General features: G+C 70.5%; 20 protein-coding genes. 9 read left to right on the forward strand and 11 right to left on the reverse strand.

The features are described from left to right. The 5 genes from AB0M73_RS24775 to AB0M73_RS24795 are packed head-to-tail and all read left to right on the forward strand — an operon-like array spanning position 1 to position 4,352. Positions 1-921, forward strand: a complete 921-nt coding sequence (locus AB0M73_RS24775) for an NAD-dependent epimerase/dehydratase family protein (protein WP_363894562.1) — start codon at positions 1-3, stop codon at positions 919-921. A 25-nt stretch (positions 922-946) separates the two neighbouring features. After that, on the forward strand, positions 947-2,260 hold the full coding sequence (locus tag AB0M73_RS24780; RefSeq protein WP_363894565.1) for a hypothetical protein: 1,314 nt from the start codon (positions 947-949) through the stop codon (positions 2,258-2,260). Positions 2,261-2,315: 55 nt separating this feature from the next. Further along, the gene (locus tag AB0M73_RS24785) at positions 2,316-3,080 is read left to right on the forward strand and encodes a glycosyltransferase family 2 protein (protein WP_363894568.1); all 765 of its coding nucleotides are present in this window, start codon (positions 2,316-2,318) and stop codon (positions 3,078-3,080) included. Next, the gene (locus AB0M73_RS24790; protein WP_363894571.1) at positions 3,077-3,439 is read left to right on the forward strand and encodes a DUF2304 domain-containing protein; all 363 of its coding nucleotides are present in this window, start codon (positions 3,077-3,079) and stop codon (positions 3,437-3,439) included. The genes AB0M73_RS24785 and AB0M73_RS24790 overlap by 4 nt, the downstream gene beginning before the upstream one ends. 7 nt (positions 3,440-3,446) lie before the next feature. After that, positions 3,447-4,352: a glycosyltransferase family 2 protein gene (locus AB0M73_RS24795; RefSeq protein WP_363894574.1), complete on the forward strand. Its 906-nt coding sequence runs from the start codon at positions 3,447-3,449 to the stop codon at positions 4,350-4,352. 64 nt (positions 4,353-4,416) lie between these two features. Here AB0M73_RS24795 and AB0M73_RS24800 read toward each other — a convergent pair whose 3' ends face one another. Next, positions 4,417-6,387, reverse strand: a complete 1,971-nt coding sequence (locus tag AB0M73_RS24800; protein WP_363894577.1) for a DUF6541 family protein — start codon at positions 6,385-6,387, stop codon at positions 4,417-4,419. A 149-nt stretch (positions 6,388-6,536) separates the two neighbouring features. On the opposite strand from AB0M73_RS24800, the gene glf reads away from it, so the two are divergent. Both glf and AB0M73_RS24810 read left to right on the forward strand, forming a co-directional pair. Next, complete coding sequence (glf, locus tag AB0M73_RS24805) at positions 6,537-7,724, forward strand: UDP-galactopyranose mutase (RefSeq protein WP_198047311.1); 1,188 nt, start codon at positions 6,537-6,539, stop codon at positions 7,722-7,724. Between the two features lie 2 nt (positions 7,725-7,726). Further along, a complete protein-coding gene (locus AB0M73_RS24810) occupies positions 7,727-9,673 on the forward strand; it encodes a glycosyltransferase (protein ID WP_363894581.1) in 1,947 nt (648 codons plus the stop codon). A 64-nt stretch (positions 9,674-9,737) separates the two neighbouring features. Here AB0M73_RS24810 and AB0M73_RS24815 read toward each other — a convergent pair whose 3' ends face one another. The 9 genes from AB0M73_RS24815 to AB0M73_RS24855 all read right to left on the reverse strand — a co-directional run bounded on the left by AB0M73_RS24815 (position 9,738) and on the right by AB0M73_RS24855 (position 21,440). Continuing rightward, positions 9,738-10,994, reverse strand: coding sequence for a hypothetical protein (locus tag AB0M73_RS24815; protein WP_363894584.1), 1,257 nt, complete (start codon positions 10,992-10,994; stop codon positions 9,738-9,740). A 144-nt stretch (positions 10,995-11,138) separates the two neighbouring features. Beyond that, positions 11,139-13,415 (reverse strand): hypothetical protein, encoded by a 2,277-nt coding sequence (locus AB0M73_RS24820; RefSeq protein WP_363894587.1) that lies wholly within the window; start codon positions 13,413-13,415, stop codon positions 11,139-11,141. A 51-nt stretch (positions 13,416-13,466) separates the two neighbouring features. After that, positions 13,467-16,529: a BTAD domain-containing putative transcriptional regulator gene (locus tag AB0M73_RS24825; protein ID WP_363894590.1), complete on the reverse strand. Its 3,063-nt coding sequence runs from the start codon at positions 16,527-16,529 to the stop codon at positions 13,467-13,469. A gap of 117 nt (positions 16,530-16,646) precedes the next feature. Further along, positions 16,647-17,069 carry a hypothetical protein gene (locus AB0M73_RS24830; protein WP_043720255.1) on the reverse strand — a complete coding sequence of 141 codons (423 nt, stop codon included), beginning with the start codon at positions 17,067-17,069 and terminating at the stop codon, positions 16,647-16,649. A gap of 194 nt (positions 17,070-17,263) precedes the next feature. Further along, entirely contained in the window at positions 17,264-17,911 is a 648-nt protein-coding gene (locus AB0M73_RS24835; RefSeq protein WP_363894594.1) for a hypothetical protein, read from the reverse strand. Positions 17,912-18,065: 154 nt separating this feature from the next. Continuing rightward, positions 18,066-18,968, reverse strand: a complete 903-nt coding sequence (locus AB0M73_RS24840; RefSeq protein ID WP_363894597.1) for a glycosyltransferase family 2 protein — start codon at positions 18,966-18,968, stop codon at positions 18,066-18,068. Then, positions 18,965-19,786 (reverse strand): ABC transporter ATP-binding protein, encoded by an 822-nt coding sequence (locus AB0M73_RS24845; RefSeq protein WP_043720249.1) that lies wholly within the window; start codon positions 19,784-19,786, stop codon positions 18,965-18,967. Before AB0M73_RS24845 ends, AB0M73_RS24840 begins: the two co-directional genes overlap by 4 nt. A 15-nt stretch (positions 19,787-19,801) precedes the next feature. Beyond that, complete coding sequence (locus AB0M73_RS24850) at positions 19,802-20,713, reverse strand: ABC transporter permease (protein ID WP_363894600.1); 912 nt, start codon at positions 20,711-20,713, stop codon at positions 19,802-19,804. Positions 20,714-20,885: 172 nt separating this feature from the next. Continuing rightward, entirely contained in the window at positions 20,886-21,440 is a 555-nt protein-coding gene (locus AB0M73_RS24855; protein ID WP_363894603.1) for a bacterial proteasome activator family protein, read from the reverse strand. A gap of 59 nt (positions 21,441-21,499) precedes the next feature. Here AB0M73_RS24855 and AB0M73_RS24860 point away from each other — a divergent pair, with 59 nt between their 5' ends. Continuing rightward, positions 21,500-22,699, forward strand: coding sequence for a cysteine desulfurase-like protein (locus tag AB0M73_RS24860; protein ID WP_043720242.1), 1,200 nt, complete (start codon positions 21,500-21,502; stop codon positions 22,697-22,699). Then, positions 22,692-23,321, forward strand: a complete 630-nt coding sequence (locus AB0M73_RS24865; protein WP_052395405.1) for a class I SAM-dependent methyltransferase — start codon at positions 22,692-22,694, stop codon at positions 23,319-23,321. The genes AB0M73_RS24860 and AB0M73_RS24865 overlap by 8 nt, the downstream gene beginning before the upstream one ends. On the opposite strand, the gene AB0M73_RS24870 is transcribed toward AB0M73_RS24865, so the two are convergent. After that, the gene (locus AB0M73_RS24870) at positions 23,311-24,297 is read right to left on the reverse strand and encodes an NAD(P)H-quinone oxidoreductase (protein WP_363894607.1); all 987 of its coding nucleotides are present in this window, start codon (positions 24,295-24,297) and stop codon (positions 23,311-23,313) included. The two genes, AB0M73_RS24865 and AB0M73_RS24870, sit on opposite strands and share 11 nt — an antisense overlap. Positions 24,298-24,351 lie beyond the last annotated feature (54 nt).

Here is a 24,351-nt window from a genome sequence, read left to right on the forward strand (position 1 = left end):
ATGCGTGTGATGGTCACCGGTGGCGCCGGCTTCATCGGCTCGAACCTCGTGGATCGGCTGCTTCGCGACGGGCACGAGGTGGTGGTCATCGACGACCTTCGCCGTGGCCGCAAGGAAAACCTGCCCTGTTCGGCGGCCGAACTGGTCGAAATGGACGTGACCAGTCCTCACGTGGACGGTGTGCTGGCGGCGTTCGCGCCCGAGGTGATCTTCCATCTGGCCGCGCAGATCGACGTCCGGCTCAGCGTCTGCCGGCCCGTCGAGGACGCGCAGCAGAACGTGCTCGGGGCCCTCAACGTGGCCGAGGCCGCCCGCCGGCACGGGGCCCGCAAGATCGTGTTCGCCTCCTCGGGCGGCGCCATCTACGGCGCGCCGGAGCGGCTGCCGGTGGCCGAGACGGCCCCGATCGCCCCGCGCTCGCCGTACGCGGCGGCCAAGGTCAGCGCGGAGGTGTACCTGAACACCTACCGCCGCTTACACGGGCTCGAATGCACCCACCTCGCGCTGGCCAACGTCTACGGCCCGCGGCAGCACCCCTTCGGCGAGGCCGGCGTGGTCGCGGTGTTCGCCGAGCGGCTGTTGGCCGGCCGGCCGACCAAGGTGTTCGGCGACGGCGGCAACACCCGTGACTACGTCTACGTCGACGAGGTGGTGGACGCCTTCGTGACGGCGGCCGGGACCGTCGGCGGCGGCCAGCGGTACAACATCGGCACCGGCGTCCAGACCTCCGACCTGGAGCTGCACACCCTGGTCGCCAAGGCCGTGGGCAGCGCCGACGCCCCCGAATTCGCCCCCTCCCGCCTGGGCGACCTGCGGGCCTCCGCGCTGGACGCCACCGCCGCGGCGCGGGACCTGGGCTGGCGGCCGACCGTCGGCCTGGACGAGGGCGTGCAGCGCACGGTGGACTACTTCCGGGGCTGACCGAGCGGGTCATTACCCTGGCCGGGTGACTTCGTCGACGGACGCCCCCAAGCCCACCGGCCGGGGCGGGTTCGGTTCGGCCGTGCTCATGGGCGGCGGGCTGGTCGTGCTCGGCGCGGCCGGCTACCTGTTCCTGATCGTGGCCGGGCACACCCTCTCGGTGCCGGACCAGGCCGCCGTGAAGTCGGTGTACTTCCTGATCAACATCATCGGCCCCGGCCTGTTCTTCGCCCTGGAGCAGGAGACCAGCCGGGCCACCACCAGCACCATCGCCGCCGGGCGCCCGGTGCGGCACGTGGTGCGCAACGCCGCCATCCTCGGCGGCGGGCTGCTGGTCGTGGTGCTGGCCGTGCTGGCGGCGCTGTCGCCGGTGCTGGTGGACGTGGAGCTGAGCGGGCACTGGCCGCTGCTGTGGGCCGTGCTGCTGTCGGCGTTCACGGCGGCCTGCATCTACCTCATGCGCGGCCTGCTGGGCGGCATGCAGCGGTTCGCCGGCTACTCGGCGACGCTGGCCGGCGAGGGCCTGTTCCGGCTGCTGCCGTCGCTGGCGGTGGCGGTCGGCGGGGTCGCGGCGGCCGGCACGTACGGCCTGATCTTCGCCGGCGGCACGCTGATCGGCGCGGTGCTGGGCCTGCCGTGGACGCGCAACGCCCCCGTGGGCCACGCCGAGGGCGGCGAGCGGCTGTCCGACATGGCCCGCGGCCTGCTGCTGCTCGTCGGTGCGATTCTGCTGACGCAGCTGGTGGCCAACCTGCTGCCGCTGGTGGTCAGTGGCCGGCTCGGCACCGACAACCCCGACGCCAACGCCTTCGCCTCGGTGTTCGTGCTGGTCAGGGTGCCCCTGTTCCTGTTCGCCCCGGTCCAGGCCATGCTGCTGCCGGCCCTGACCGCGGCCGTCGCCCGTGGCGACTTCGCTCTGGTGCGGTCCCGGGTGCGGCTGGTGATGGCCGCCGTCATCGCCGTCGGCGTGCCCGGCGCGATCGTGTCCTGGCTGCTCGGGCCGTGGGCGGCGAAGCTGTTCTTCGGCGGCGACGTGACCCTGCCCGGCAGCATCGTCGGCCTGCTCGGGGTCAGCACGATCCTGTTGATGACCGTGCAGGCGCTGCAGCCCGCGCTGGTCGCCATGGGCCGCCACCACGCCGTCACGGCCGCGTGGGCGGCCGGCACGGCGGTGCTGTGCCTGGTGCTGTTCCTCGTGCCCGGGAACGTGCTGTGGGTCGCCGTGGGCGCCCAGCTGGCCGGCCCGGCGGTCGTCGCCGGCGGTGTCCTGCTGGCGTTGGCCAAGGGGCTGCGGACGGCCGGTTCGCGGCCGGCGACACCTGCATCCGCCGCTGTCTGAGTTGCCTGGTTGGGCCGTGTCAAGACCCGCCCGAGCGGCCGCTACCCTGTGCACCGTGTCGAGTGAATCCACTGGTGGACGTCGCGCGCTGATCGTCATGCCCGCCTGGAACGAAGAGGAGGCCGTCGGCGACACCGTGCGGGAAGTCTTCGCCGCACTACCGGAAGCCGATGTCCTCGTGGTCGACGACGGGTCGTCCGACCGCACCGCGCAGGTGGCCCGCGCCGCCGGCGCGAAGGTCCTCGAACTCCCCATCAACCTCGGAGTCGGCGGCGCCATGCGCGCCGGCTTCCGCTACGCCGTCCGGCACGACTACGACGCGGCCGTCCAGGTCGACGCCGACGGGCAGCACAACCCGCTCGAGGTCAGGGACCTGCTGGCCAAGCTGGACGAGGCCGACATCGTCATCGGCGCCCGCTTCGCCGGCGAGGGCGACTACCAGGTGCGCGGCCCCCGCAAGTGGGCCATGAAGGTGCTCGCCTTCGTGCTGTCCCGGCTGGCCGGCACCAAGCTGACCGACACCACCTCCGGCTTCAAGGCGACCGGCCGCCGCGCGCTGCCGCTGTTCGCCGAGAACTACCCGGTCGAATACCTCGGCGACACCATCGAGTCGCTGGTCATCGCCTGCCGGGCCGGCTGCAAGATCGTCCAGGTGCCGGCGCACATGCGCGAGCGCCGGGCCGGCACGCCCAGCCACAGCCCGTGGAAGGCCTCCATCTACCTGTTCCGGGCCGGCTTCGCGCTGCTGCTGGCGCTGATCCGCCGGTGGAACGTCTCCGTCAAGGCCGCCACCCCGGTCGACAATGAGGTCTCGGTATGAGCGTGAGTGCGCAGATCTTCGCCATCGTCGGCAGCATCCTGGTGCTGCTCGGCATCATCGAGATGCTGCGTCGCCGCCAGCTGTCCGAGAAGTACGCGGTGCTGTGGCTGGTCGTCGGCGTCCTCATCCTGGTGCTGACCATCTTCCCGGACCTGCTGACGATGTTCAGCAACCTGATCGGCATCCGGGTGCCGACCAACCTGATGTTCTTCGTCGCGATCGTCTTCCTGGTCGGCGTGTCCATCCACCAGTCATGGGAAGTGTCCCGGCTGGAGGACGAGACCCGGCGGCTGGCCGAGGACGTGGCCATTCTCCGGCTGGAGATCGAGGAAAAGCTGGACAAGAAGGCGGACATCTGATCCCGCCATGGCCACCATCGACATCCTCATGCCGTACTACGGCGACGTCGGCCTCATGCAGGACGCCGTGCGCAGCGTGCTCGCGCAGGACGACCCCGACTGGGCGCTGACCGTCGTCGACGACGGCAAGGCCGAAGGCGTGCCGGAATGGTTCGCCGAGCTGGGCGACGAGCGGGTGCGCTACTTCCGCAACGAGCGCAATCTCGGCGTCACCGGCAACTTCAACCGCTGCCTCGAACTGGCCCGGCACGACCGGGTCGTGTTGTTCGGCTCGGACGACCTGCTGCTGCCCAACTACGTGCGGACCATTCGCGCGCTGCACGAGCGCTACCCCGACGCCGGCATGATCCAGCCCGGCGTCGAGGTGATCGACGGCGACGGCAACCCGGTGCGCACGCTGGCCGACGAGACCAAGCGTCGCCTGTACGCGCCTAAGATCACCGGCACCCGCCTGATGACCGGCGAGGAGCTGGCGGTCAGCCTGCTGCGCGGCAACTGGCTGTACTTCCCCTCGGTGGCCTGGAAGGCCAAGGCCGTCAAGGAGATCCGCTTCCGCGACGACCTGACCATCATTCAGGACCTGGCCCTGGTGCTGGACCTGATGGAGCGCGGCGAGAGCCTGGTCGTGGACGACACGCTCAGCTTCCGCTACCGCCGGCACACCGCCAGCGCCTCGGGCTGGACGGCCATCGAGGGCTCCCGCTTCGTCGAGGCCCGCAACTTCTTCGTCGAGGCCGCCGAGCGCATGGACCGCCGCGGTTGGCCCCGTGCCGCCAAGGCCGCCCGGGCCCACCTGTCGTCCCGCCTGCACGCGCTCACCGTGCTGCCGGCGGTGCTCAAGCAGGGCAACACCGCCGGCGTGAAGACGTTGGTGCGCCACGCTTTCGGCCCCAGCCGGCACATCGACACCTGATCGACCCTCACCACACGAGCGGGGCGTCGTCCATATCGGACGGCGCCCCGCTCGTGTGTCGGTGTCAGCAGGCGGTGAGCTTGTACAGCTTCAGGTCGCCGTCCGAGTCGACCAGCTGGAAGCCGGGACGGTTGCCGGGGTCGACGATGCCGGGGTAGGTCTTGATCCGGGCGTCGGTCGGCCAGAAGTGCTGCTCGGCCACCACGAGGTAGTCCACCTTGAGCAGACGGGCGTCCTTGCACGTGGTGGGGTCGCCGGCCGCGTTCACCAGGTGCTGGGCCAGGTAGCGCTGCTCGGCGCTCCAGGCGATGTCCAGGTGCGGGAACAGCGGACGGCGGTCGGCCAGCGCCCAGATCAGGCCGCTGCCGTCCCACGGGTTGTTGGCGATGACCGCGTCCTTGGGCACCTCGGACGACAGGCGGGTGAAGAACGCCTGCTCCCGGTGGTCGACCATGGTGTCGTTGGGGGAGTCCTCGACCCGCGTGTACGTGAAGGCCACGGTCTCGACCAGGTTGCCGAAGTACAGGCCCTTGGCCCCGATGACCACCAGCAGCGCCAGCACGATCGTCAGCCCGGTGGCCGAGGCGCCGAGACGGCCCAGCCGCGGCTTCGGGCGCTCGGTCAGCCACTTCTTCAGGCAGCCGGCCACGGTCACGATGGCCACGATGAGCAGCGGCACCGTGACCACGGGCAGGATCGCCGCCAGCCGGAACGAGTCGTTGTACCAGTAGCCGGTGATGAACTGGGTGTACCGGCGGTTCACCGCGGCGGTCAGCATGAACATCAGGCCGACGGTGACGAAGGCGCCGACCAGCCAGCGCTGGTCCCGCATCCGCCACACCAGGACCAGCCCGACGATCACGGCAATGGCCGCCGCCCACAGCGAGATGCGGCCGTTGGTGCCGAGCAGCAGCACCTCGCCCAGGGCCCGCGCGGTGGTCTCGAACGGCGCCCAGTAGAAGGTCCGGACGGTCTTGAACGCGGGCGAGGTGGCGACGAACGCCCAGCCGGCCAGGAACACCACGATGGCCACGGTGAGGCCGATGGCGCCCCGACGGCCCTGGCCCTCCTCGCGCATCCGCCGCGACCACCGCCAGATGCCGGTGAACAGCGGGAACACCGCGATGACGATGATGCTGAACAGCGAGTTGGGGTGGGCGAAGCCGCCGGCCAGCAGCACGAACGGGGCCATCACCCAGGCCCGGCCGCGCCCGATGACGTCGTCACGGGCCAGCCCCGACAGCGACAGCACGACGGCGATGGCCGCCGGCACCAGGGCCAGGCCCAGGGTGTTGGGCCACAGCACGCCGAAGGACAGCAGCGCCCACGGGAACTGGCTGAAGCCCAGGCTGAGCAGGCCGGTGATGGCCAGCGCCACGGTGTTGCGGCCGACGATCTGGCGCACCAGCAGCACGCAGGACAGCGGCCAGACCAGCACCGCCAGCACGCCGGTCAGCGAGTTCGCGGCGATCGGAATGGAGGTGCCGGTGCTGAGCACGCCGAGCGAGGCGAAGTCGTGCCAGCCGGCCGGGTAGAAGCTCGGCGGCGCGATCGGATTGCCCAGGGTGCCCATGGTCAGCGACGACGCGTTGTGGGCGTCGAGGATGTAGGCGATGGCGTTGTAGTGGAAGACGGCGTCGAAGGTCTGTGACAGCTCGTCCGGGCGGCCCATGCCCAGCACCACGACGGCCGCGCCGAACACCACCGCCGGCAGCACGCCGAGCAGGCCGGCCAGGGTCACCGGCCGCGGATCGGAGATCACGGTGCCGCGGGACCGGCCGCGTAGCGCCAGCGCCACCACGCCCGTGATGACCACGGCTATGGCGGCGGCGACGGCGGGCGTGCCGACACCCCAGTCGATCCCCAGCTTGCCGGCGACCACGGCGGCCGTGCTGACCACGGCGACACTCAGCGTGGGGGCCATGCCCCACGCCGCCACCCCGCGCAGGCCGACCAGCCACGTCATCAGCGCTCCGGGCACGAGCAACCAGCCGGCGGACGCCAATGCGACCGGAACGGCGTCCCACCAGTTCATCGAAGAACCTCGTCACGTCGTCACTCAGGCACTCGGCCGCAGTCTAGGAGTTAGCCCGATCGTGCCTTCACCCGAGGTCGCTAGGGGTAAGATGCCCTGGGTCATGGTCGATTCGGTGACCCACGGTGACCCGGGTACCCTGGCTCGCTGTGAGCTTCGAGGGCTATGACCTGATCATCGTCGGTTCCGGCTTCTTCGGCCTGACCGTGGCCGAGCGCGCCGCGACGCAGCTGAACAAGCGCGTGCTGGTGCTCGACCGCCGGGAGCACATCGGCGGCAACGCCTACTCGGAGCCCGAGCCCGAGACAGGCATCGAGGTGCACCGCTACGGCGCGCACCTGTTCCACACCTCGAACAAGCGGGTGTGGGACTATGTGAACCAGTTCACCGAGTTCACCAACTACCAGCACCGGGTCTTCGCCCGCGCCAAGGGCGACGTCTACTCGTTCCCGATGAACCTGGCCCTGATCAACCAGTTCTTCGGCAAGTCGCACACGCCCGACGAGGCGCGCGAGCTGATCTCGAAGCAGGCCTCGGAGTTCGACACCGCCGAGGCCAGCAACCTCGAGGAGAAGGCGATCTCGCTGATCGGCCGCCCCCTCTACGAGACCTTCATCAAGGGCTACACGATCAAGCAGTGGCAGACCGAGCCCACCGAGCTCTCGCCGGCCATCATCACCCGGCTGCCGGTCCGCTACACGTTCAACAACCGGTACTTCAACGACCTCTACGAGGGCCTGCCGGTCGACGGCTACACCGCCTGGCTGAACAAGATGGCCGACCACCCGAACATCGACGTCCAGCTCAACACCGACTACTTCGACGTGCGCGACCAGATCCCGGCCAAGACGCTCACCATCTTCACCGGCCCGCTGGACAAGTACTTCGACTACAGCGCGGGCGAGCTGGGCTGGCGCACGCTGGACTTCGAGACCGAGGTCCTGCCGGTGGGCGACTTCCAGGGCACCTCCGTGATGAACTACAACGACGCCGACGTGCCGTACACCCGGATTCACGAGTTCCGGCACTTCCACCCGGAGCGCGACTACCCCACGGACAAGACGGTCATCGTCCGTGAGTACTCGCGGTTCGCGGAGAGCGGCGACGAGCCGTACTACCCGATCGACAGCGAGGAAAACCGGGCCAAGCTGCTCCAGTACCGGGAGCTGGCCAAGGCCGAGGCGGCCGAGAAGAACATCCTGTTCGGCGGGCGCCTGGGCACGTACAAGTACCTCGACATGCACATGGCGATCGGCTCGGCGTTGAGCATGTTCGACAACAAGATCACCCCGTACTTCGTCGAGGGCCGCACTCCGAACGGCTCGTTGGAGGACTGATCGTGACCGAGCAGACGACCATCGGGCAGCCGACGCCCGCGGCCAAGCGGGGTGGCTCGGCGGAGCGGTCCGCCGAGAAGCCCGCGGTCCGCAACGGCACCGTGTTGCAGCGGGTCATCCTGCCGCGCGACGAGGACCCGCTCGACGTCAGGCCGCTGTACCTGGACGAGTCGAAGAACTCGCACAGCCACGTGAGCGCGCGCACCGAGGTGACCGTGCCGCGGTCGGCCAAGGTGTCGTTCGGCACGTACTTCAACGCGTTCCCGGCCAGCTACTGGAAGCGGTGGACCCGGGTCGACCAGGTCGTGCTGCGGCTGACCGTGCGCGGCTCCGGCCGGATCGACGTGTACCGGTCCAAGCCCAACGGCGACACCGTGCACATCGAGGGCCTGCCGGTGCGCAGCCCGAAGGCGTGGACGACGGCCGAGGTGAAGGTCGCGCTGACCCCGTTCGAGGACGGCGGCTGGCTGTGGTTCGACGTGTTCACCGACGACTCCACGGTGGACATCAAGGACGGCGCCTGGACCACGCCGCTGGATCTGCCCCGGCAGTCCGTGGCCGTGGCCATCACCACGATGCGCCCGGTCGACGCGGTCATCGCCCTGCGCACGCTCGGCGAGGACCCGGCCGTGCTGTCGGTGCTGGACAAGGTGTTCGTGGCCGACCAGGGCGCGGTCCGGGTGCGCGACACCGAGGGCTTCGCCGAGGCGGCCAAGTCGCTGGGCGACCGGCTGCACGTCATCGAGCAGGCCAACCTGGGCGGCTCCGGCGGCTTCGGCCGCGGCATGTACGAGTCGCTGGTCAACAGCGACGTCGACCAGATCATGCTGATGGACGACGACATCCGGCTGGAGCCGGACGCGCTGCTGCGGTCCAACGCCTTCGCGCGGGCCGCCACCCAGCCGGTCATCGTCGGCAGCCACATGCTCAACCTGCAGGCGCGATCCCGGCTGCACAGCTTCGGCGAGGTCATCGACCTCGGCTCCTGCTACTGGCGGGCGGCGCCGGGCGCCGTCACCGACCACGACTTCGGCTCGAAGACGCTGCGCAAGTCCAAGAAGGTGCACCGCCGCATCGACGTCACCTACAACGGGTGGTGGATGTGCCTGTTCCCGCGTGAGGTCGTGCAGCGCACCGGCATGCCGCTGCCGCTGTTCATCAAGTGGGACGACGCCGAGTACTCGCTGCGGGCCCAGGAGCACGGCTACCCGACGGTCAGCCTGCCCGGTTCCGCGGTGTGGCACATGCCGTGGACGGACAAGAACGACGCCACCGACTGGCAGGCCTACTTCCACACCCGCAACCGGTTGATCCTGGCCGCGCTGCACAGCCCGTACGACGTGCGCAAGACGTTGGTGCAGCAGGGTTTGAAGCTGTCGCTGCGGCACCTGCTGTCCATGGAGTACTCGACGGTGGCGCTGCAGCAGAAGGCCATCGAGGACTTCCTGGCCGGGCCGGACCGCCTGTTCGAGTCGATGCGCACGGCCCTGCCGGACGTGCAGGCGCTGCGCAAGAACTACAGCGACGCCAAGACGGTGCCGTCGGCCCGGGAGTTCCCGCCGCCGACCTTCGACATGGTCCGCGCCGAGCACATGCTGCGGCCGCCGGTGAACCCGGCGGTGATCATGGTCAAGGCGTTCGAGGCGCTGCTGCACAACCTGAAGGACCCGGACCCGGGTGCCGCGGAGCGGCCGCAGATCAACGTGCCGGCCACCAACGCGCGCTGGTTCCTGCTGGGCAACCTGGACAGCGCCACGGTGTCCAACGCGGACGGCAGCGGGGTGGCCTTCCGGCACCGCGACCCGAAGGAGTTCCGCGAGCTGGGCAAGCGGGTCCTGTCCAACTACCGGCGGCTGGCCGCCGAGTGGCCCCGGATGAAGCGCATCTACCGCGACGCGCTGCCGGAGCTGACCTCGGTCGAGTCGTGGGGCAAGGTCTTCACCAAGTAGCCCCTGAGCAAGCGATCGGCCCCCGTCCCGGATATCCGGGGCGGGGGCCGTTTCGTGTTGTGGGTCAGCTCAGGCGGTACAGCGCGGCCTCGCCGGCGCTCAGCGAAACGGTGATCCGGTCGTTCTGCACCTGGCGGTAGGTCCCGCTGCGCGGGTCGAACTGGGTGATGCCGCCGAACCGGCCCGGCACCGGGGACAGCGTGGCCGAGGCCGGGCGGTCGTACTGCCGGTTGACGATCAGCAGCCAGCGGGTGCGGTCGCCCGGGTCGGCGCTGCGGAACCGGCCGATGATCACCGGGTCGCCGCTGACCGCGGTCAGCACGTCGTCCGCGGCGAAGGCGGTGACGCCGTCGGGCTGCGCCGGGTCGTCGAAGTGCGAGACCTGTTCGGACACCAGCGGCTTGAGCTGCCGGCCGACCGGGGACAGCCAGCCGGTGTTGATCTGCTGCGCCGCCCGGTAGCGCTCGGTGCGTCGGCCGTTGAGGTCGATGATGGCCGGCCCGAAACCCTCGCCACGGGCCGGATCCGGCGTCCAGTAGGTGAAGTACTGGATGCCCTTGGCCCCGTAGGCCAGGCTGACGTTGATCAGCCACAGCATCTCGGCGCCGTTGGTGGCGCGGAAGGTGTTGCTGCCGACCGACTGGATGAACGTCCACGTGGGCAGGCCGTGGTTGAGGCCGGCCTGCCGGATGGTGGCCCAGTTGGAGAAGTAGCCGGTGTCCAATCCGGACGACAGGATCGGGTAGCGGTCGAACGACAGCAGCGCCGGCTGCACGGTCTGGATGAAGTTCTCCACGAACTGCGCGTAGGCGCCGGGCGGATTGCCCAGGTCCGGGGCGATGTTCGTGTACGGCAACATGGTCGGGCGCAGCGCGCGGGCGATGGCCATGGCCCGGCCCAGCGACGGGAACAGGTCCGGCCAGGGCTCGTCGAACATGTTGAAGCCGGCGAACGAGGGGTGGCCGCCGTAGGCGTCCAGGGCGCGCTGCATCAGGGTGCGGCCGTCGCCGGTGGTGATGGACATCGGCACCGAGCGGTCGTCGCTGATGGTGAACCAGCGGGTCAGGTTGCGGATCTGGGTGTCATCGGAGATGAGCACCTTGAGCCCGACCTGGTCGGCCTGTTGCAGGGCCCAGCCGATGATGTTGCCGTCGTCCAGGTAGTTGCCGGTGATCACGAAGGTGAAACCGGCGTCCCGGATCTCCTGGTACCGGGCCTGGGTCGTCTGGTCCGGCGGCGGCGTCCAGAAGATGCCGATCGGGAAGTCCGGACCGCCGGTCAGGGGCAGTCCACCGGCGTCCGCGGCCTGCGCTTCGGTCATGATCGCCTCCGGCGGGTCGGCTGAGATGGATCACCTTACGCATTTCCCACGGTAGCCAGTCGATGACGCGCGGACACCGCCAGCCGGGTTCTTGTCCGTTGACGGCAGAGCCCCGCCCGAACGGTCGGGCGGGGCCCGCACCCGTCAGCTGGGCAGAGGGGACGGAACCAGCTGGTAGGCGGCCGTCGCGCCGGCGCCGACCCCGCTGGCCGCGCCGACATTGGTGCTCGGCAACGGAGTCGGGCCGATGCCCGCGCCCCACGCCCACGCCTTGCCGTCCGAGGCCGTCGCGATGGCGCCGCCGTTGCCGAGGGCGATCCGCCAGCTCTCGTTGACGGTGGGCACCGACTGCGGGGTCGAGGACGTGTTGCCGGTGGTGCCGTTGCCGAACTGGCCGTCGGTGTTGTCACCCCACGCCCACGCCGAGCCGTCGGACTTGATGGCGAAAGCGGTGAAGCCGGCGCCGCCGATGATCTTCTGCACGCCGCCGGGCAGGGCCATCTGCACCGGAGCCTTGGCGTCGGCGGTCCCGCCGTTGCCGAGTCCACCGAAGACGTTCGCGCCCCACGCCCACGCCGTGCCGTCGGTCTTCACGGCGTAGCCGCCGGTCCAGATGGCGGCGATGGAGGCGACACCGGTCAGGATCTGCACCGGGGTGCTCTGGTCGGTGGTGGTGCCGTTGCCCAGCTCGCCGTTGGCGTTGCGGCCCCACGCCCACACCGCGCCGTTGTTGTCCAGCGCGTAGGCGGTGGCCTGTCCAGCGGCGACCTGCTTGATGTTGGTGAGTGTGGTGATGCGCTTGGGAACGGTGGTGGGGGCGGTGTTGCCGGTGCCCAGCTGGCCGTACGTGTTGTCGCCCCACGCCCACACGCTGCCGTTGCGCAGTGCGTAGGCGTTGAAGCCGTTGGCGGCGATGGCGGTCACGCCGCCGTCCAATACGGACACCGGGTACGGCACCGTGGAGTAGCCGGTGGCCTTTCCGTTGCCCAGCTCGTGCACGGTGTTGTCGCCCCAGGCCCACACGGTGCCGTCGCTGCGCAGCGCGTAGGCGTTGTAGTCGCCGCCCGCCAACGCGGTCACGTGGTTCAGGCCGGCGATGGGCATCGTGCCCGTGGTGGAGCCGCCGATGCTGCCGTTGGCCAGCTGCGCGTGCGTGTTGTCGCCGGTGCCGAACACGCAGCCGGAGTCACATGCCTGCGGGGCCGGGCCGAAGTAGCCGGCGACGTCGAGGATGAGGTCCACGGTGCCGGACAGGTTGAACAGCTGGATCGCGCCGTCGCTGCCGAGGGCCACGATGGACAGGTTCGGCGCGGTCTGGCCGGCCACCAGGTTCAGGTTGGACGCGCCGGGTCGCGCGGTGCCGTCCGGATAGGCCGTCACCACAGTGGACGCGGAGGTGTTGGTGCCGGTCAGGTTGAACACCGCGGCCGCGGCCGTCGGCGGCAGCCACTGCGTGAGGTCGAGCGGCCGGGCGGTGTTCGGGCCGTACGGGTTCACGGAGTTTCCGTTGGCGTCACGGCTGTCCAGCGCGCGCACCGGCGTCAGCGAGTGGAACGGGTTGCCCCGGTCGGTGGCGTAGTAGCCGGCGAGGTCGGCGATCAGGTTCACGCTGCCGCTGAGGTTGAACAGGTCCACCTTGCGGCTGGCGCCGACCGCGACGGTCACCAGGTTCGGGGCCGTCTGCCCGGCGACCAGGTTCAGGTTGGATGCGCTCGGCCGGTTCGTCCCGTCCGGATAGGCGATCACCACAGTGGACGCCGTGGTGTCGGTGCCGGTCAGGTTGAACACCGCCGCGGTGGCCGTGCTCGGCAGCACCGCGGACAGGTCGAGGGACACGACACCGTTGGGGCCCACCGGGTTCTTCGCGCCGCCGGTGCCCGTGCCGTCACGGGTGTCCAGCACCCGGGTCGGGCTCATCGACGTGAACCGCGAGCCGCTGCCGGTGGCGTAGTAGCCGGCGAGGTCGGCGATCAGGTCCACGGAACCGAAGTGGTTGAACAGATCCACCGTCCGGTTGGCCCCGACCGCCACCGTCACCAGGTTCGGGCGGACGTCCCCGGCGACCAGGTTCAGGTTGGAGGAGACCGGTTGCGCCTCACCGTCCGGCCACGCCGTGATGCTGGTGCTGGCGGTCACGTCGGCCGCGGTCAGGTTGAACACCACGGCCGTCGCCCCGGCCGGGATCGCCGCCGACAGGTCCAGCTTGACGGTGCCGTTGGCGCCGACCGGGGCCGCCGCACCGCCGGTGCCGGTGCCGTCACGGGTGTCGAGCACCCGGGTCGGGCTCATCGGCGTGAAGGCCGCGCCCGCGGCCGAAGGCACGATGTTCGGCCGCGCGCCCGTTGCCGAAGCGGGGATCACCGTGGCCGCGACACCGGCCGCCACAACGGCCGTGAATGCCAGGAATCTTCCTGTATGCACCAATTTCCCACCCTTGATCGCGCCGACTGCGGCGGCGTCACCGGGGCGACCCTACAGCGGCGACCGGGCCGGGGTAATGCCTCCGGACAACCGGGGCCGGGGCTCGCCGGCCTCGTGGCTGCCGTGCCGCTCGAACAGTTTCAGCGCCGCCGACCACGTGGCGTCCGACTGCTCGCGGCGGCCGGTCGCGTCGAGCAGCGTGGCCAGGTCCCGCATGGTCCGGGCCTGCCACAGCGGCAGCGACAACGCGGTCCACCACTGCAGCGACCGCTCCAGGTGCTGTTCGGCGTCGCCGAACCGGCGGGCGGCCAGGTCCAGCTCGCCCAGGGTCCGCAGCAGCAGCGCCTGCCCGAAGCCGTCCTGAAGCTCACGGCACTTCTCCAGGCCGTCCAACAGGGCCGTCCGCTCGGCCTCGCCGCGGCCCTGCCGGATGCGGACCTTGGCCAGCGACTGCAAGGAGTAGATGAGCATGTGGGTGTCGCCCAGCTCGGTCATCAGCCGCAGCGCCGAGCCGCAGAACCGTTCGGCGGCGGCCAGATCGTCGGCCGCGCGGTGGGTGATGCCGATGGAGCGCTGCACCAACGCCTGCCCGAACCGGTCCGCCAGCTCCGTGTACCGGGCCAGCGCGCGGTCGTGCTCGACCAGCGCCGCCTCGAACGAGCCCTGCTCGGTCAGCGTCATGCCCAGGCTGTGCCACGCGCGCGCCTCGATCTGCGGCGAGTGCGCGTCGGCCAGCGCCGGCAGCACCTCCACGAGCGTGCGCGCGGCGTCCCTGAGCTCGCCGCGCTCCCGCTGCACGCTGGCCAGCTCCAGCTTGGTCAGGACGAGCGCGCTCTCGTCGGCCAGGCCCTCGTAGATCGCCAGCGCGCGGCTGTAGTAGTCGTCGGCCTCGTCGAACCGGTCCTGCTCCAACCGCAGCCGGCCCAGGCCCACGTACAGCGAGGCCTTGCTGGCCTCGTCGCCGGCCAGGTCCGCGGCCTGCAACGCGGCCGAATGCGTCTGCCACCACTGGTCGAACTGGTTGCGGGCGGTGAACGCCGAGGAGGACAGCGCCGCGGCCAGGCTGGTCGAGGACATCACCAGGCCCAGTTCGCTGGCCCGCTCCACCAGCGCCACGAACACCGCGCGCTCGGCGTCGAACCAGCCGGCCGGATCGGCCACCAGCCGGGCCATCGTGACCGGATCCGGGGCATGCCAGCGGGGCCGGCCGCTGATGTGCGTGGCGGTGCCGCGGGGCATGCGCGCGGTCGCCTCGTCGATCATCGTCACGGCACAGTGGATGACCCGCTCCAGGGCCGCCGTGGCGTCCGACCGCGTCTCCTCGGCCTCGGCCCGCTCCACCGCGAAGGCCCGGGTCAGGTCGTGCAGCTGGTAGCGCGGCGAGCCGGCCGCGTCGACCAGGATCGTGTCCAGCAGGTAGCTGTCGGCCAGCCGCTCCAGGATGCGCTCGGTGGCCGACACCGTCAGGTCCAGCAGCGGGGCCACGAACCAGGACGCGAACTCCATCGTGCCCAGCCAGCCCAGCAGCCGCAGGGCGTGCCGGTCGGCCTCCTCAAGGCCCTCGTAGCTGAGCAGCAGGCTGCCGCGCACCTCCAGGTCGCCGGCGGACAGCTCGTCCAGCAGCTGGTGCCGCTCCCGCAGCCGGGTCGCCAGCAGCCGCAGCGGCCACTGCGGGCGGGCGGCCAGCCGGGCCCCGGTGATCCGCACCGCCAGCGCCAGATGCCCGCACAGCTGCGCGATTTCCGCCGCGGCGGCCGGGTCCTCGGCGATGCGCTCGGCCCCGATCAGCTGTTCCAACAACGCGGTGGCCTCGGTTTGCGGGAAGACCTCCAGGTCGACGTGCGCCGCGCCGGCCAGCGCCGGCAGACGACGACGGCTGGTCACCAGCACCGCGCAGCCCGGGCCGCCCGGCAGCAGGTGACGCACGTGGCGCTCGTCCGCGGCGTCGTCCAGCAGCACCAGCACGCGGCGGTCGGACAGCCTCGTGCGGTACAGGTCGGCGCGCTCCTCCAGGCTCTCCGGCACGGCCTGCGGCGGCACGCCCAGCGACCGCAGGAAGCGGGCCAGCACCTCGGCCGGGTCCAGCGAGGAGGAGTGCACGCCGCGCAGGTTCACGTACAGCTGGCCGTCCGGGTACTGCTCGCGCACCAGGTACGCCACGTGAATGGCCAGCGAGCTCTTGCCGGCGCCGGGCTGGCCGGCGATCACGCTGATCTTGGTGGAGCTGGTGTCGGCGGTCAGCCGCCGGACCAGCCGGTCGACCTGCTGGTCGCGGCCGGTGAAGTCCGGCAGATCCGACGGCAGCTGCTGGGGCGCGGCGTCCGTGCGGGGCTGGGGAACCACCACCGCCACCGGCGCCTCGACCTCGGCCACCGGGGCCGGCACCTCGCCACGCAGGATCCGTCCGTGCACCGCCTGGAACTCCGGGCTCGGCTCGACCCCGAGCTCCTCGATCAGCAGCCGGCGGCCCGCCTCGTACGCCGCAAGGGCCTCGGCCTGCCGGCCCGCCTGGTAGAGGGCGATCATCAGCTGGGCGCGGGGCCGCTCACGCAGCGGATCCTCGGCCACCAGGCCGGACAGCTCGGCGATCAGCCGCGGACCCTGGCCGAGCCGCAGCTGGGCCTCCATCCGGTCCTCGATCGCCGCCTGCCGCTGCTGCTGGAGCCGGTCTCTCTCGCGCTCCGCCCACTCGCCGCTCACGCCGCCCAGCGGGGTGCCCCGCCACAGCGCCAGCGCCGCTTCCAGGCCCCGCTCGGCCACTCCGAAGCGGCCCGCCGCCAGGTCCTGCCGGGCCTGCGTCACCAGCGCGGCGAACTCGTGCACGTCGACATCCGTCGGCGGCACCGTCAGCTCGTAGCCGGCCGGTCGGCGCTGGATCGTGCCCTCACCCAACGTGCGGCGCAGGGTCGAGACATAGGAGTGCAGACCGGCGCGGGCACTGCCCGGCGGGTTATCTCCCCACAGCACATCGATCAGGGTGTCGGCCGGAACGACACGGCCGGCACTGAGCGCCAGCACCGCTAGCAGGGCCCGTGGCTTGCGACCACTCACCTCGACGACGGCAGCATCCGACACCGCGACGACCGAACCGAGCAGCCGAAAGCGCAAATCCATCCCCCTTAGTGCTGCAAGAGTCACGGTGCTGTGGACAACGTCGCCTGTCAAGGCGGTCCCGGTCACCGAATTCCCAGCATCAAGGGTATCGCCGCAGGTCACGGCATTTGTTACAAATCAGCTAGCGGTCCGCTCCCACAGCTCAAGATCGTTGCCGCCGACCCAGCGCTTGAGCGAGGCCAGGCTGCAGCGGACGCCGCGCTCGGTGTGCAGCCGCCGCCATATCCGCTCCTGCGGCAGGCCCGCGGCCCGCAGCTCGCGGATGTACTCGCGGTGACTGTCCAGCTCCTGCCAGGTGGTGCGGCGCAGGCGGGGCTGGAGGATGGTCGGGTGCTGGCGGGCGATCAGCGAGGACCATTCCGACAGGCTCAGCGGCGACCCGCCGGGGCGGATGCCGGCGGCCACCGCGCCGTCGGTGTACTTCTTCACCGTCTTGCGGTCCACGCCCACGGCCTCGGCCACGCTGCTGGTGGAATCGCCGCGCTGCCAGCGGTCGAGAATGTCGGCGATCTGGCTGATGGAGAACGTCCTGCGGGCCACCGGATCTCCCCCCGTGGAAACGACTTTTCGCTAGTGGCGGTTAGTGATATCCGGCGCCGGGAAAAGTCGTTCCGATTCTCCCCTCTAGAACCGGAACGACCCTTCCCGAGCCTGATGTCGACAACCCTACGGAGCGGTCGTGAGGAAACCTTGAGGAAACCTTGAGGTCGCCGCTCCGGCCGGCCTCAAGCCGATCAGCCCTGGTCAGAGACCTGCGGGCGGCCGTCGGCCGAGACGGTCACGGTCACCTTGCGGCCGGTGCCGTCGGTCACGACCACGGCGGTCCTGTGCGTGTCGTCGACCGTGACGGACACGGTCCAGGAGCTGGCGGCTTTGGTCGTGGCGGCAGCCGCCGGCCGCGCCCTGACCTCGTCCAACATCTTCTGCGCGATGCCACGGGCCTGGTCGTAGCGCTCGGGGCAGCAGGAGATCTGCACGGCCTGCGCGAGGTGCCCGGCCGTGTCGTGCGCGAACCTGGGCTCCAACGCCTTGGCCCGGGTGAAGAACTCGGTCGCCGCGTGCACCGGGTCCATGATCTCGTCGGCGGTGCCCCAGCCGTAGCCCACCTGCTGCTGGAAGACGCCGAGCGAGGCCCGGTCCCCGCAGGTCAGGTTCTTCATGTGGGACTCGACCCAGCCGGCCTCGAAGCCGGCCAGCAGCACCTTGTCGGACGCGCCCAGGCCCACGCCCGTGCGGTAAACGGAGCGGGTGACCGCGATGTCCCGGCTGGCCGGCACCGGGCAGGCCTGGTCCGGTTGGGTCGTGGTCGCCGACGCCTGCGCTGCGAATGCGGAAAAGACAATCCCGGCGACCACGGCTGTCGAACCGATCCGACCGAGCATTGTTTCCCCCTGTTTCCTTATTCCCGGCTGTGTGTCGGGAGAAACGTAAGCCGGGGGCATCGGAAATACCTTGAGCAAGTCTGGGGGTGCGGTCTCAAGGTCATGCACAAGGCCCCCGCTTTCGGCGGGGGCCTTGTGGGTGAATGACCGGGATCTACCTGCGGTAGAAGCGCTCGTGGCGGCCCTGGAGGACCAGCTTGAGCCACTGCGCGAACAGCTTCGGATCCTTGCGCACGGTCAGGAAGTACAGCCCGAACCGGGCCACCTCCAGCAGGCCCAGGTGGCGCAGGCCCGGCTGGGACAGCAGGTAACCGCGGTTGCGGTACGTGTAGTAGCGCTTGACGTCGTTCTCCGGGTCCTGCGCGTGGAACCGGCCGCCCAGCATCGGCTTGAACTCGCCGCTGCCGTTGGGGTGCAGGTATTGGGTGCGCAGGCTGGTGCCGAACGGCAGCCCGCTGCGGACCAGGCGGCGGTGCACCTCGACCTCGTCGCCGCGGAAGAACAGCCGGTAGTCCGGCACGCCCACCACGTCCAGGGCCTCGGCCCGGAACAGCGCGCCGTTGAACAGCGAGGCGATGCCCGGCAGGAAGTCGTCGCCCAGCTCGCCGGCGTCGCGCTTCCAGGTCAGGCCGCGGCGCAGCGGGAAGGCCAGCTTGTCCGGGTCCTCGATGTCCGCGACCACGGGCGAGATGGCGGCCAAGCCCCGCTTGGTCGCCTCCTCGAACAGGATCTGCAACACGTTCTCGTCGGCCGGGCGGCCGTCGTCGTCAGCCAGCCACACCCAGTCCGCACCCAGCGACAGGGCGGTCAGCATGCCCAGCGCGAAGCCGCCGGCTCCGCCCAGGTTGCGCTGCGAGAGCAGGTAGGTGGTGGGGATGCCGCAGGACTCCACCAGGTCCTTGGCCGAGTGCTCCGGGTCGTTGTCCACCACGACCAGGTGCGCGATCGGCTTGGTCTGGGCGGCCATCACCTTGAGCGAGTTGGACAGCAGCTCACGGCGGTTGTGCGTGACGATGACCGCGACCACCGCGCCCTTGGGCAGGCGCCGGGTGCTCATGCGGTGTCACCGTTGGGCAGCACCGGGTCGCCGGTCAGGCCCAGACGCTCCAGCGTCTCCTGCGACATGTGCTCGAACGGGTCGCGGCCCTTGTACGCGGTGAGGACCTCGCGCAGCCCGCCCTGCATCTTCATCTGGCCGTGGTCCATCCAGATCGCGGTGTTGCACAGCTCCATCAGGAACTCGTCCGAGTGGGACGCGAACACCAGCAGGCCGGACCGCCTGACCAGGTCGTTGAGCCGGTCGCGGGCCTTGTCCAGGAAGGCCGCGTCGACCGCGCCGATGCCCTCGTCCAGGATCAGGATCTCCGGGTCGATGGACGTGACCACGCCCAGCGCCAGCCGGACCCGCATGCCCGTGGAGTACGTGCGGATCGGCATCGACAGGTAGTTGCCGAGCTCGGAGAACTCGGCGATGTCGTCCATCCGCTTTTCCATCTGCTTGCGGGTCATGCCCAGGAACAAGCCGCGGATGATGATGTTCTCGAAGCCCGAGAGCTCCGGGTCCATGCCGACGCCCAGGTCGAACACCGGGGCGACCCGGCCGTTGATCTGGGCCGAGCCGCGCGTCGGCTCGTAGATGCCGGCGAGCATGCGCAGCAGCGTGGACTTGCCCGCGCCGTTGTGGCCGACCAGGGCCACCCGGTCGCCGTGCTTGAGCGACAGCGTGATGTCACGCAGCGCCTCGATGATCGGCACCCGGTTCTCGGTGCCGATCCGGCCGCCCGCCTTGCCGAGCACCGCCTTCTTCAACGAGCGCGTCTTGGCGTCGAAGATGGGGAAGTCGACCGAGGCGTTCCAGACGTCGATGCTGACCATTGCAGAAAGCCTCACTCACACCCAGTAGGAGATGCGGGCACGGTAGTTCTTCATGAAGACCAGGGCCAGCGCCCACCCGACGACCGCCATGCCGATGGTGACGATCCAGCTCAGCGGCGCCACCTCCTGGCCGAGCAGCGGGCCGCGCATGACCTGGAGCAGGTGGTAGAGCGGGTTCCAGTCCAGCACGGTCTGGCCCAGATCGCGGTTGGCCGTGCCCAGGGTGTCGATCGACCAGACGATCGGCGTGCCGTAGAACAGCAGCTGGATGATCGCGTTGATCACCTGCGGGATGTCCCGGTAGCGGGTGCTGATGATGCCCAGCAGCGTCGCCACCCAGCCGCCGTTGACGGCGATGAGCAGGAAGCCGGGAATCGCCAGCAGGATCGACCAACTGATGCCCGGCTGCATCGTGCCGCCGCCGTCGGCGGCCAGCGAGTACGGGTGGATCAGATGGCTGATGAAGATCAGCGCCACGATCACGTAGACGATCAGGTTGTGCACCAGCAGCAGCGTCTGCCGCCAGATCGTGCGCAACACGTACACCGACAGCGGGGCCGGCAGGTGCTTGATCAGACCCTCGTTGGAGATGAAGGTCTGCAGGCCCTCGAGCAGGCACCCGCTCAGGAAGCTCCAGACGATGAAGCCGACCGTGACGTAGGGCAGGAATGTCGCGGTGTTCGCGTGGAACAGGAAGCCGTACAGCAGGCCGGTGCCCAGCGCGGTGACGCCCATGCCGATGGTGATCCACAACGGGCCGAGCACCGAGCGGCGGTAGCGCTGCTTGATGTCCTGCCAGCCCAGGTGGGCCCACAGCTGCCGGTTGGCCAGGCCGGTGCGGATGTCCGCGAAGGCGCGCGACCAGCTGCGGGTCGAGGGCGCCAACGGCGGTTCCGCGGGGCGGTCGATGGTGCTTGAGGGATGCACGAGGAACGAGGGTACCGGCTGTGTTCGTGCCGCCCGTCCCGGGCGGGGCTCGGCCGCCGGGTAGCCGGTGCCTTCCCTTGGCATTTCCCGATCGATGGAAAGACTCGATCGAGAAATGCCCGCGGTCCAGGCACCGGCGCGGCCTCGCGACTGCCGTGGTTGCCGGCGAGTGCTACAGGTATTGGCCGCTGCCCCGAATGTGCTGGGCGTCCGGTTCCGCGGCGCTCATCCCCGGCGGCAGGGCGCGGCCGCGCATCTGCTCCAGCTGCACGCGGGCGGCCATCTGCTGGGCGAACAGGGCGGTCTGGATGCCGTGGAAAAGGCCCTCCAGCCAGCCGACCAGCTGGGCCTGAGCAATGCGCAGCTCGGCGTCGGACGGGGTGGAGTCGTCGGTGAACGGCAGCGACAGGCGTTCCAGCTCGTCGCGCAGCTCCGGCGCCAGGCCGTCCTCCAGCTCCGTGATGGAGGCCTTGTGGATCTCCCGCAGGCGGTTGCGGGAGGCGTCGTCCAGCGGCGCGGCCCGCACCTCCTCCAGCAGTTGCTTGATCATCGTGCCGATCCGCATCACCTTGGCCGGCTGCTCGACCAGGTTGCTCACGTCCTGGCCGGCCTCGGCCTCGTCGGCAGACGGCACCCGCGCGGAGCCGAGCTGGGCTCCGTCCGGGCCCATCACCACGATGTGCTGCGGTCCGGTGCCGTTGGACTCGCTGTCGTTGGGCGCTGTCATGCCTCCATCCTGGCACCCGGGAGTGCCGCTGCGCTGCGTGCTCGCCTACGGTGTGTGCCATGGCGTTCGACGTCGCTCGGGTCCGTGGGCTGTTCCCCGCTCTCGGCGACGGCTGGGTGCACCTCGACTCACCGGCGGGCATGCAGGTGCCCGAGCAGGTCGCGACCGCCGTTTCCACCGCGCTGCGGGCCCCGGTCTCCGGACCGGGCGGCATCTTTCCCGCCTCGCAGCGCGCGGAGGCGATCGTGGACGCGGCGCGGCGGGCCGTCGCCGACCTGGCCGGAGCCGACCCTGCCGGGGTCGTGCTCGGCACCAGCTCGGCGGTCCTGCTGCAACGGCTGGCCGACGCGCTCGGCGACGGCTGGCTGCTCGGCGACGAGGTCGTGGTGTCCAGGCTGGACCATCCGGCCAATGTCTCGCCCTGGCAGCGCGCCGCCCAGCGTTCGGGTGGGACGGTCCGCTGGGCCGAGATCGACATCGAGACGTGCGAGCTGCCGGCCTGGCAGTACGACGAGCTGGTCTCCGCCCGCACCAAGGTCGTCGCCATCACCGCCGCCTCCGGCGCGGTCGGCACCCGGCCGGATCTGCCCAAGATCGCCGAGATCGCGCACAACGCCGGCGCGTTGGTCGTCGTGGACGCGTCGTCGGCGGCCCCGTTCATGCCGCTGGACATCGTGGCCATGGGCGCGGACATCGTGTCCGTGTCGGCCAACGCCTGGGGCGGACCGCCCGTCGGCGCCCTGGTCTTCCGCGACGCCACTTTGCTCGACCGGCTGCCCTCCGTCGCCCTGGAGGCCGGCGCGCGCGGGCCGGAGCGGTTGGAGTTGGGGCCGCATCCGTATCCGTTGCTGGCCGGGCTGGTCGCCTCCGTGGACTACCTGGCCGCGTTGGACGACGCCGCCGTCGGGCCGCGCCGGGAACGGCTGCTGGCCTCGCTGGGCTCCATGAAGTCCTACCAAGCCGGGCTGTTGGCCCACCTGATCAACGAGTTGCGCTGGTCCCGCAACGCGATGGTGATCGGCGACGCCATGCGGCGCGTGCCGTCGCTCGCGTTCACCGTGACCGGGGTGAAGGCCGTCGAGGCCGTGGAGCACCTCGCCGAACGCGGCGTGTGCGCCTTCGCCGACCCCGGCCAGAACGGCGTCTTCTCCGTGCTCGGCGTCGGCGAGATCGGCGGGGCGGTGCGCATCGGGTTGGCCCACTACACCAACCAGATGGAGGTCGACCAGCTGATCCGCGCGCTGGCCGACATTGGATAGCCGTGCGCTGGCCGACGTCTCGGCCTGGATCCGGCTGACGCCGCTGCTGACCGAGTACCTGCCGTTCACCCGTGACGACCTGCGGCCGGCGGCGTTGACCGTGCTGCTCGACGAGGTGCTGCTCGGGGCCCGCAGCGTGCTGGTGGAATGCGGCTGCGGCGCCGCTTCGGTGTTGATCGCCCGGCTGCTGCACCGGCGGGGCTTCGGGCACCTGCTGTCGTTGGAACACGACGAGCGCCAGGCCGCCTTCGTCGCCAGCCAGCTTCGCCGTGAGGGCCTCGGACACGTGGCCCGCGTCGTGCACGTGCCCCTGTCGCCGCACCCCGCCGCCATCGGCTCGGGCAGTTGGTACCAGCCCGAGGTCGTGCACGACGAGGTGGCGGAGTACGTCGACCGGTACGGGCTGGTCGACCTGTTGCTGGTCGACGGGCCCTCCGGCAGCGACCTCATCCGCTACCCCGCCATGCCCGTGTTCCGCGGCGTGCTGGCGCCCGGCGCCGCCGTGCTGCTGGACGACATCGGGCGCCCCGGCGAGCTGACCGTCATGGACCGCTGGCGGCGGGAGTTCGCGCTCCGCTTCCGCAACGAGGAGACGATCGGCTACGCCCTGCTCACGCCGTGAGCACGACCTTGCCGAACACGTCCGATGCCTCCAGCGCCCGGTGCGCCTCCGCCGCCTGCGCCATCGGCAGCGTGCGGCCGATGATCGGCTTCACTGCGCCGGCTTCTACCAGCGGCCACAGCCTCTCGCGGACGTCTTTCACGATGTCCGCCTTGCTGCCCTTGCCCGTGATCGGGCGTGCGCGCAGGCCGGCCGACAGCACCCCGCCGCGCTTGGCCATCAGCTTGCCGATGTTCAGCTCGCCCTTCACACCGCCCTGCATGCCGATGTTGACCACGCGGCCGTCCATGGCCAGCACGTCGATGTTGCGGTCCAGATAGGAGGCGCCCATGTTGTCCAGCACCACATCCGCGCCGTGGCCGTCCGTGGCCTTCTTGACCTCTTCGACGAAGTCCTGGGTCTTGTAGTTGATCGTGACGTCCGCGCCCAGCTCTCGGCAGAGCTTGAGGCGCTCGTCCGACCCCGCTGTGACGATCACCGTTGTCTGGAGCGCCTTGCCGATCTGGATCGCGCAGGTCCCGATGCCGCCCGCCCCTCCGTGCACCAGCAGCACATGCCCGGCGTTCAGACCTGCGGTCTGCACCACCGTCGACCACACCGTGCACACCACTTCCGGCAGGCCGGCTGCCGCGACGAGGTCCACGTTCTTCGGCAGCGGCAGCAGCTGTTCCGCCGGCACCGCGACCTTCTGCGCGTAGCCGCCGCCGGCCAGCAGGGCGCACACTTCGTCGCCCACCGCCCAGTTCTCGACGCCTTCACCCAGCGCCGCGATCGTGCCCGAGCACTCCAGCCCCAGAATCTCCGACGCGCCTTTCGGCGGCGGATAGAACCCTTGGCGCTGCAACAGATCCGCCCGGTTCACCGCCGTCGCCGCCACGGTGACGAGAACCTCGCCCGACTTCGGCGTCGGATCCGGCGCCTCCGTCCATTCCAGCACTTCCGGGCCGCCCGGCTGCCTGATCGTGATCGCCTGCATGGCTCTGACCGTAATCCGCTGGTCCCGTGGGCGCTTCGCGGGCACCATCACGTC

The sequence above is a fragment of the Kutzneria sp. NPDC051319 genome, assembly GCF_040682195.1.
GTDB lineage: Bacteria > Actinomycetota > Actinomycetes > Mycobacteriales > Pseudonocardiaceae > Kutzneria.

Coding starts and splice junctions, on each gene's coding strand:
- AB0M73_RS24775 (WP_363894562.1), top strand. CDS start 1: ATGCGTGTGATGGTCACCGGTGGCGCCGGCTTCATCGGCTCGAACCTC.
- AB0M73_RS24790 (WP_363894571.1), top strand. CDS start 3,077: ATGAGCGTGAGTGCGCAGATCTTCGCCATCGTCGGCAGCATCCTGGTG.
- AB0M73_RS24795 (WP_363894574.1), top strand. CDS start 3,447: ATGGCCACCATCGACATCCTCATGCCGTACTACGGCGACGTCGGCCTC.
- AB0M73_RS24800 (WP_363894577.1), bottom strand. CDS start 6,387: ATGAACTGGTGGGACGCCGTTCCGGTCGCATTGGCGTCCGCCGGCTGG.
- AB0M73_RS24815 (WP_363894584.1), bottom strand. CDS start 10,994: ATGACCGAAGCGCAGGCCGCGGACGCCGGTGGACTGCCCCTGACCGGC.
- AB0M73_RS24825 (WP_363894590.1), bottom strand. CDS start 16,529: ATGGATTTGCGCTTTCGGCTGCTCGGTTCGGTCGTCGCGGTGTCGGAT.
- AB0M73_RS24835 (WP_363894594.1), bottom strand. CDS start 17,911: ATGCTCGGTCGGATCGGTTCGACAGCCGTGGTCGCCGGGATTGTCTTT.
- AB0M73_RS24840 (WP_363894597.1), bottom strand. CDS start 18,968: ATGAGCACCCGGCGCCTGCCCAAGGGCGCGGTGGTCGCGGTCATCGTC.
- AB0M73_RS24845 (WP_043720249.1), bottom strand. CDS start 19,786: ATGGTCAGCATCGACGTCTGGAACGCCTCGGTCGACTTCCCCATCTTC.
- AB0M73_RS24855 (WP_363894603.1), bottom strand. CDS start 21,440: ATGACAGCGCCCAACGACAGCGAGTCCAACGGCACCGGACCGCAGCAC.
- AB0M73_RS24860 (WP_043720242.1), top strand. CDS start 21,500: ATGGCGTTCGACGTCGCTCGGGTCCGTGGGCTGTTCCCCGCTCTCGGC.
- AB0M73_RS24870 (WP_363894607.1), bottom strand. CDS start 24,297: ATGCAGGCGATCACGATCAGGCAGCCGGGCGGCCCGGAAGTGCTGGAA.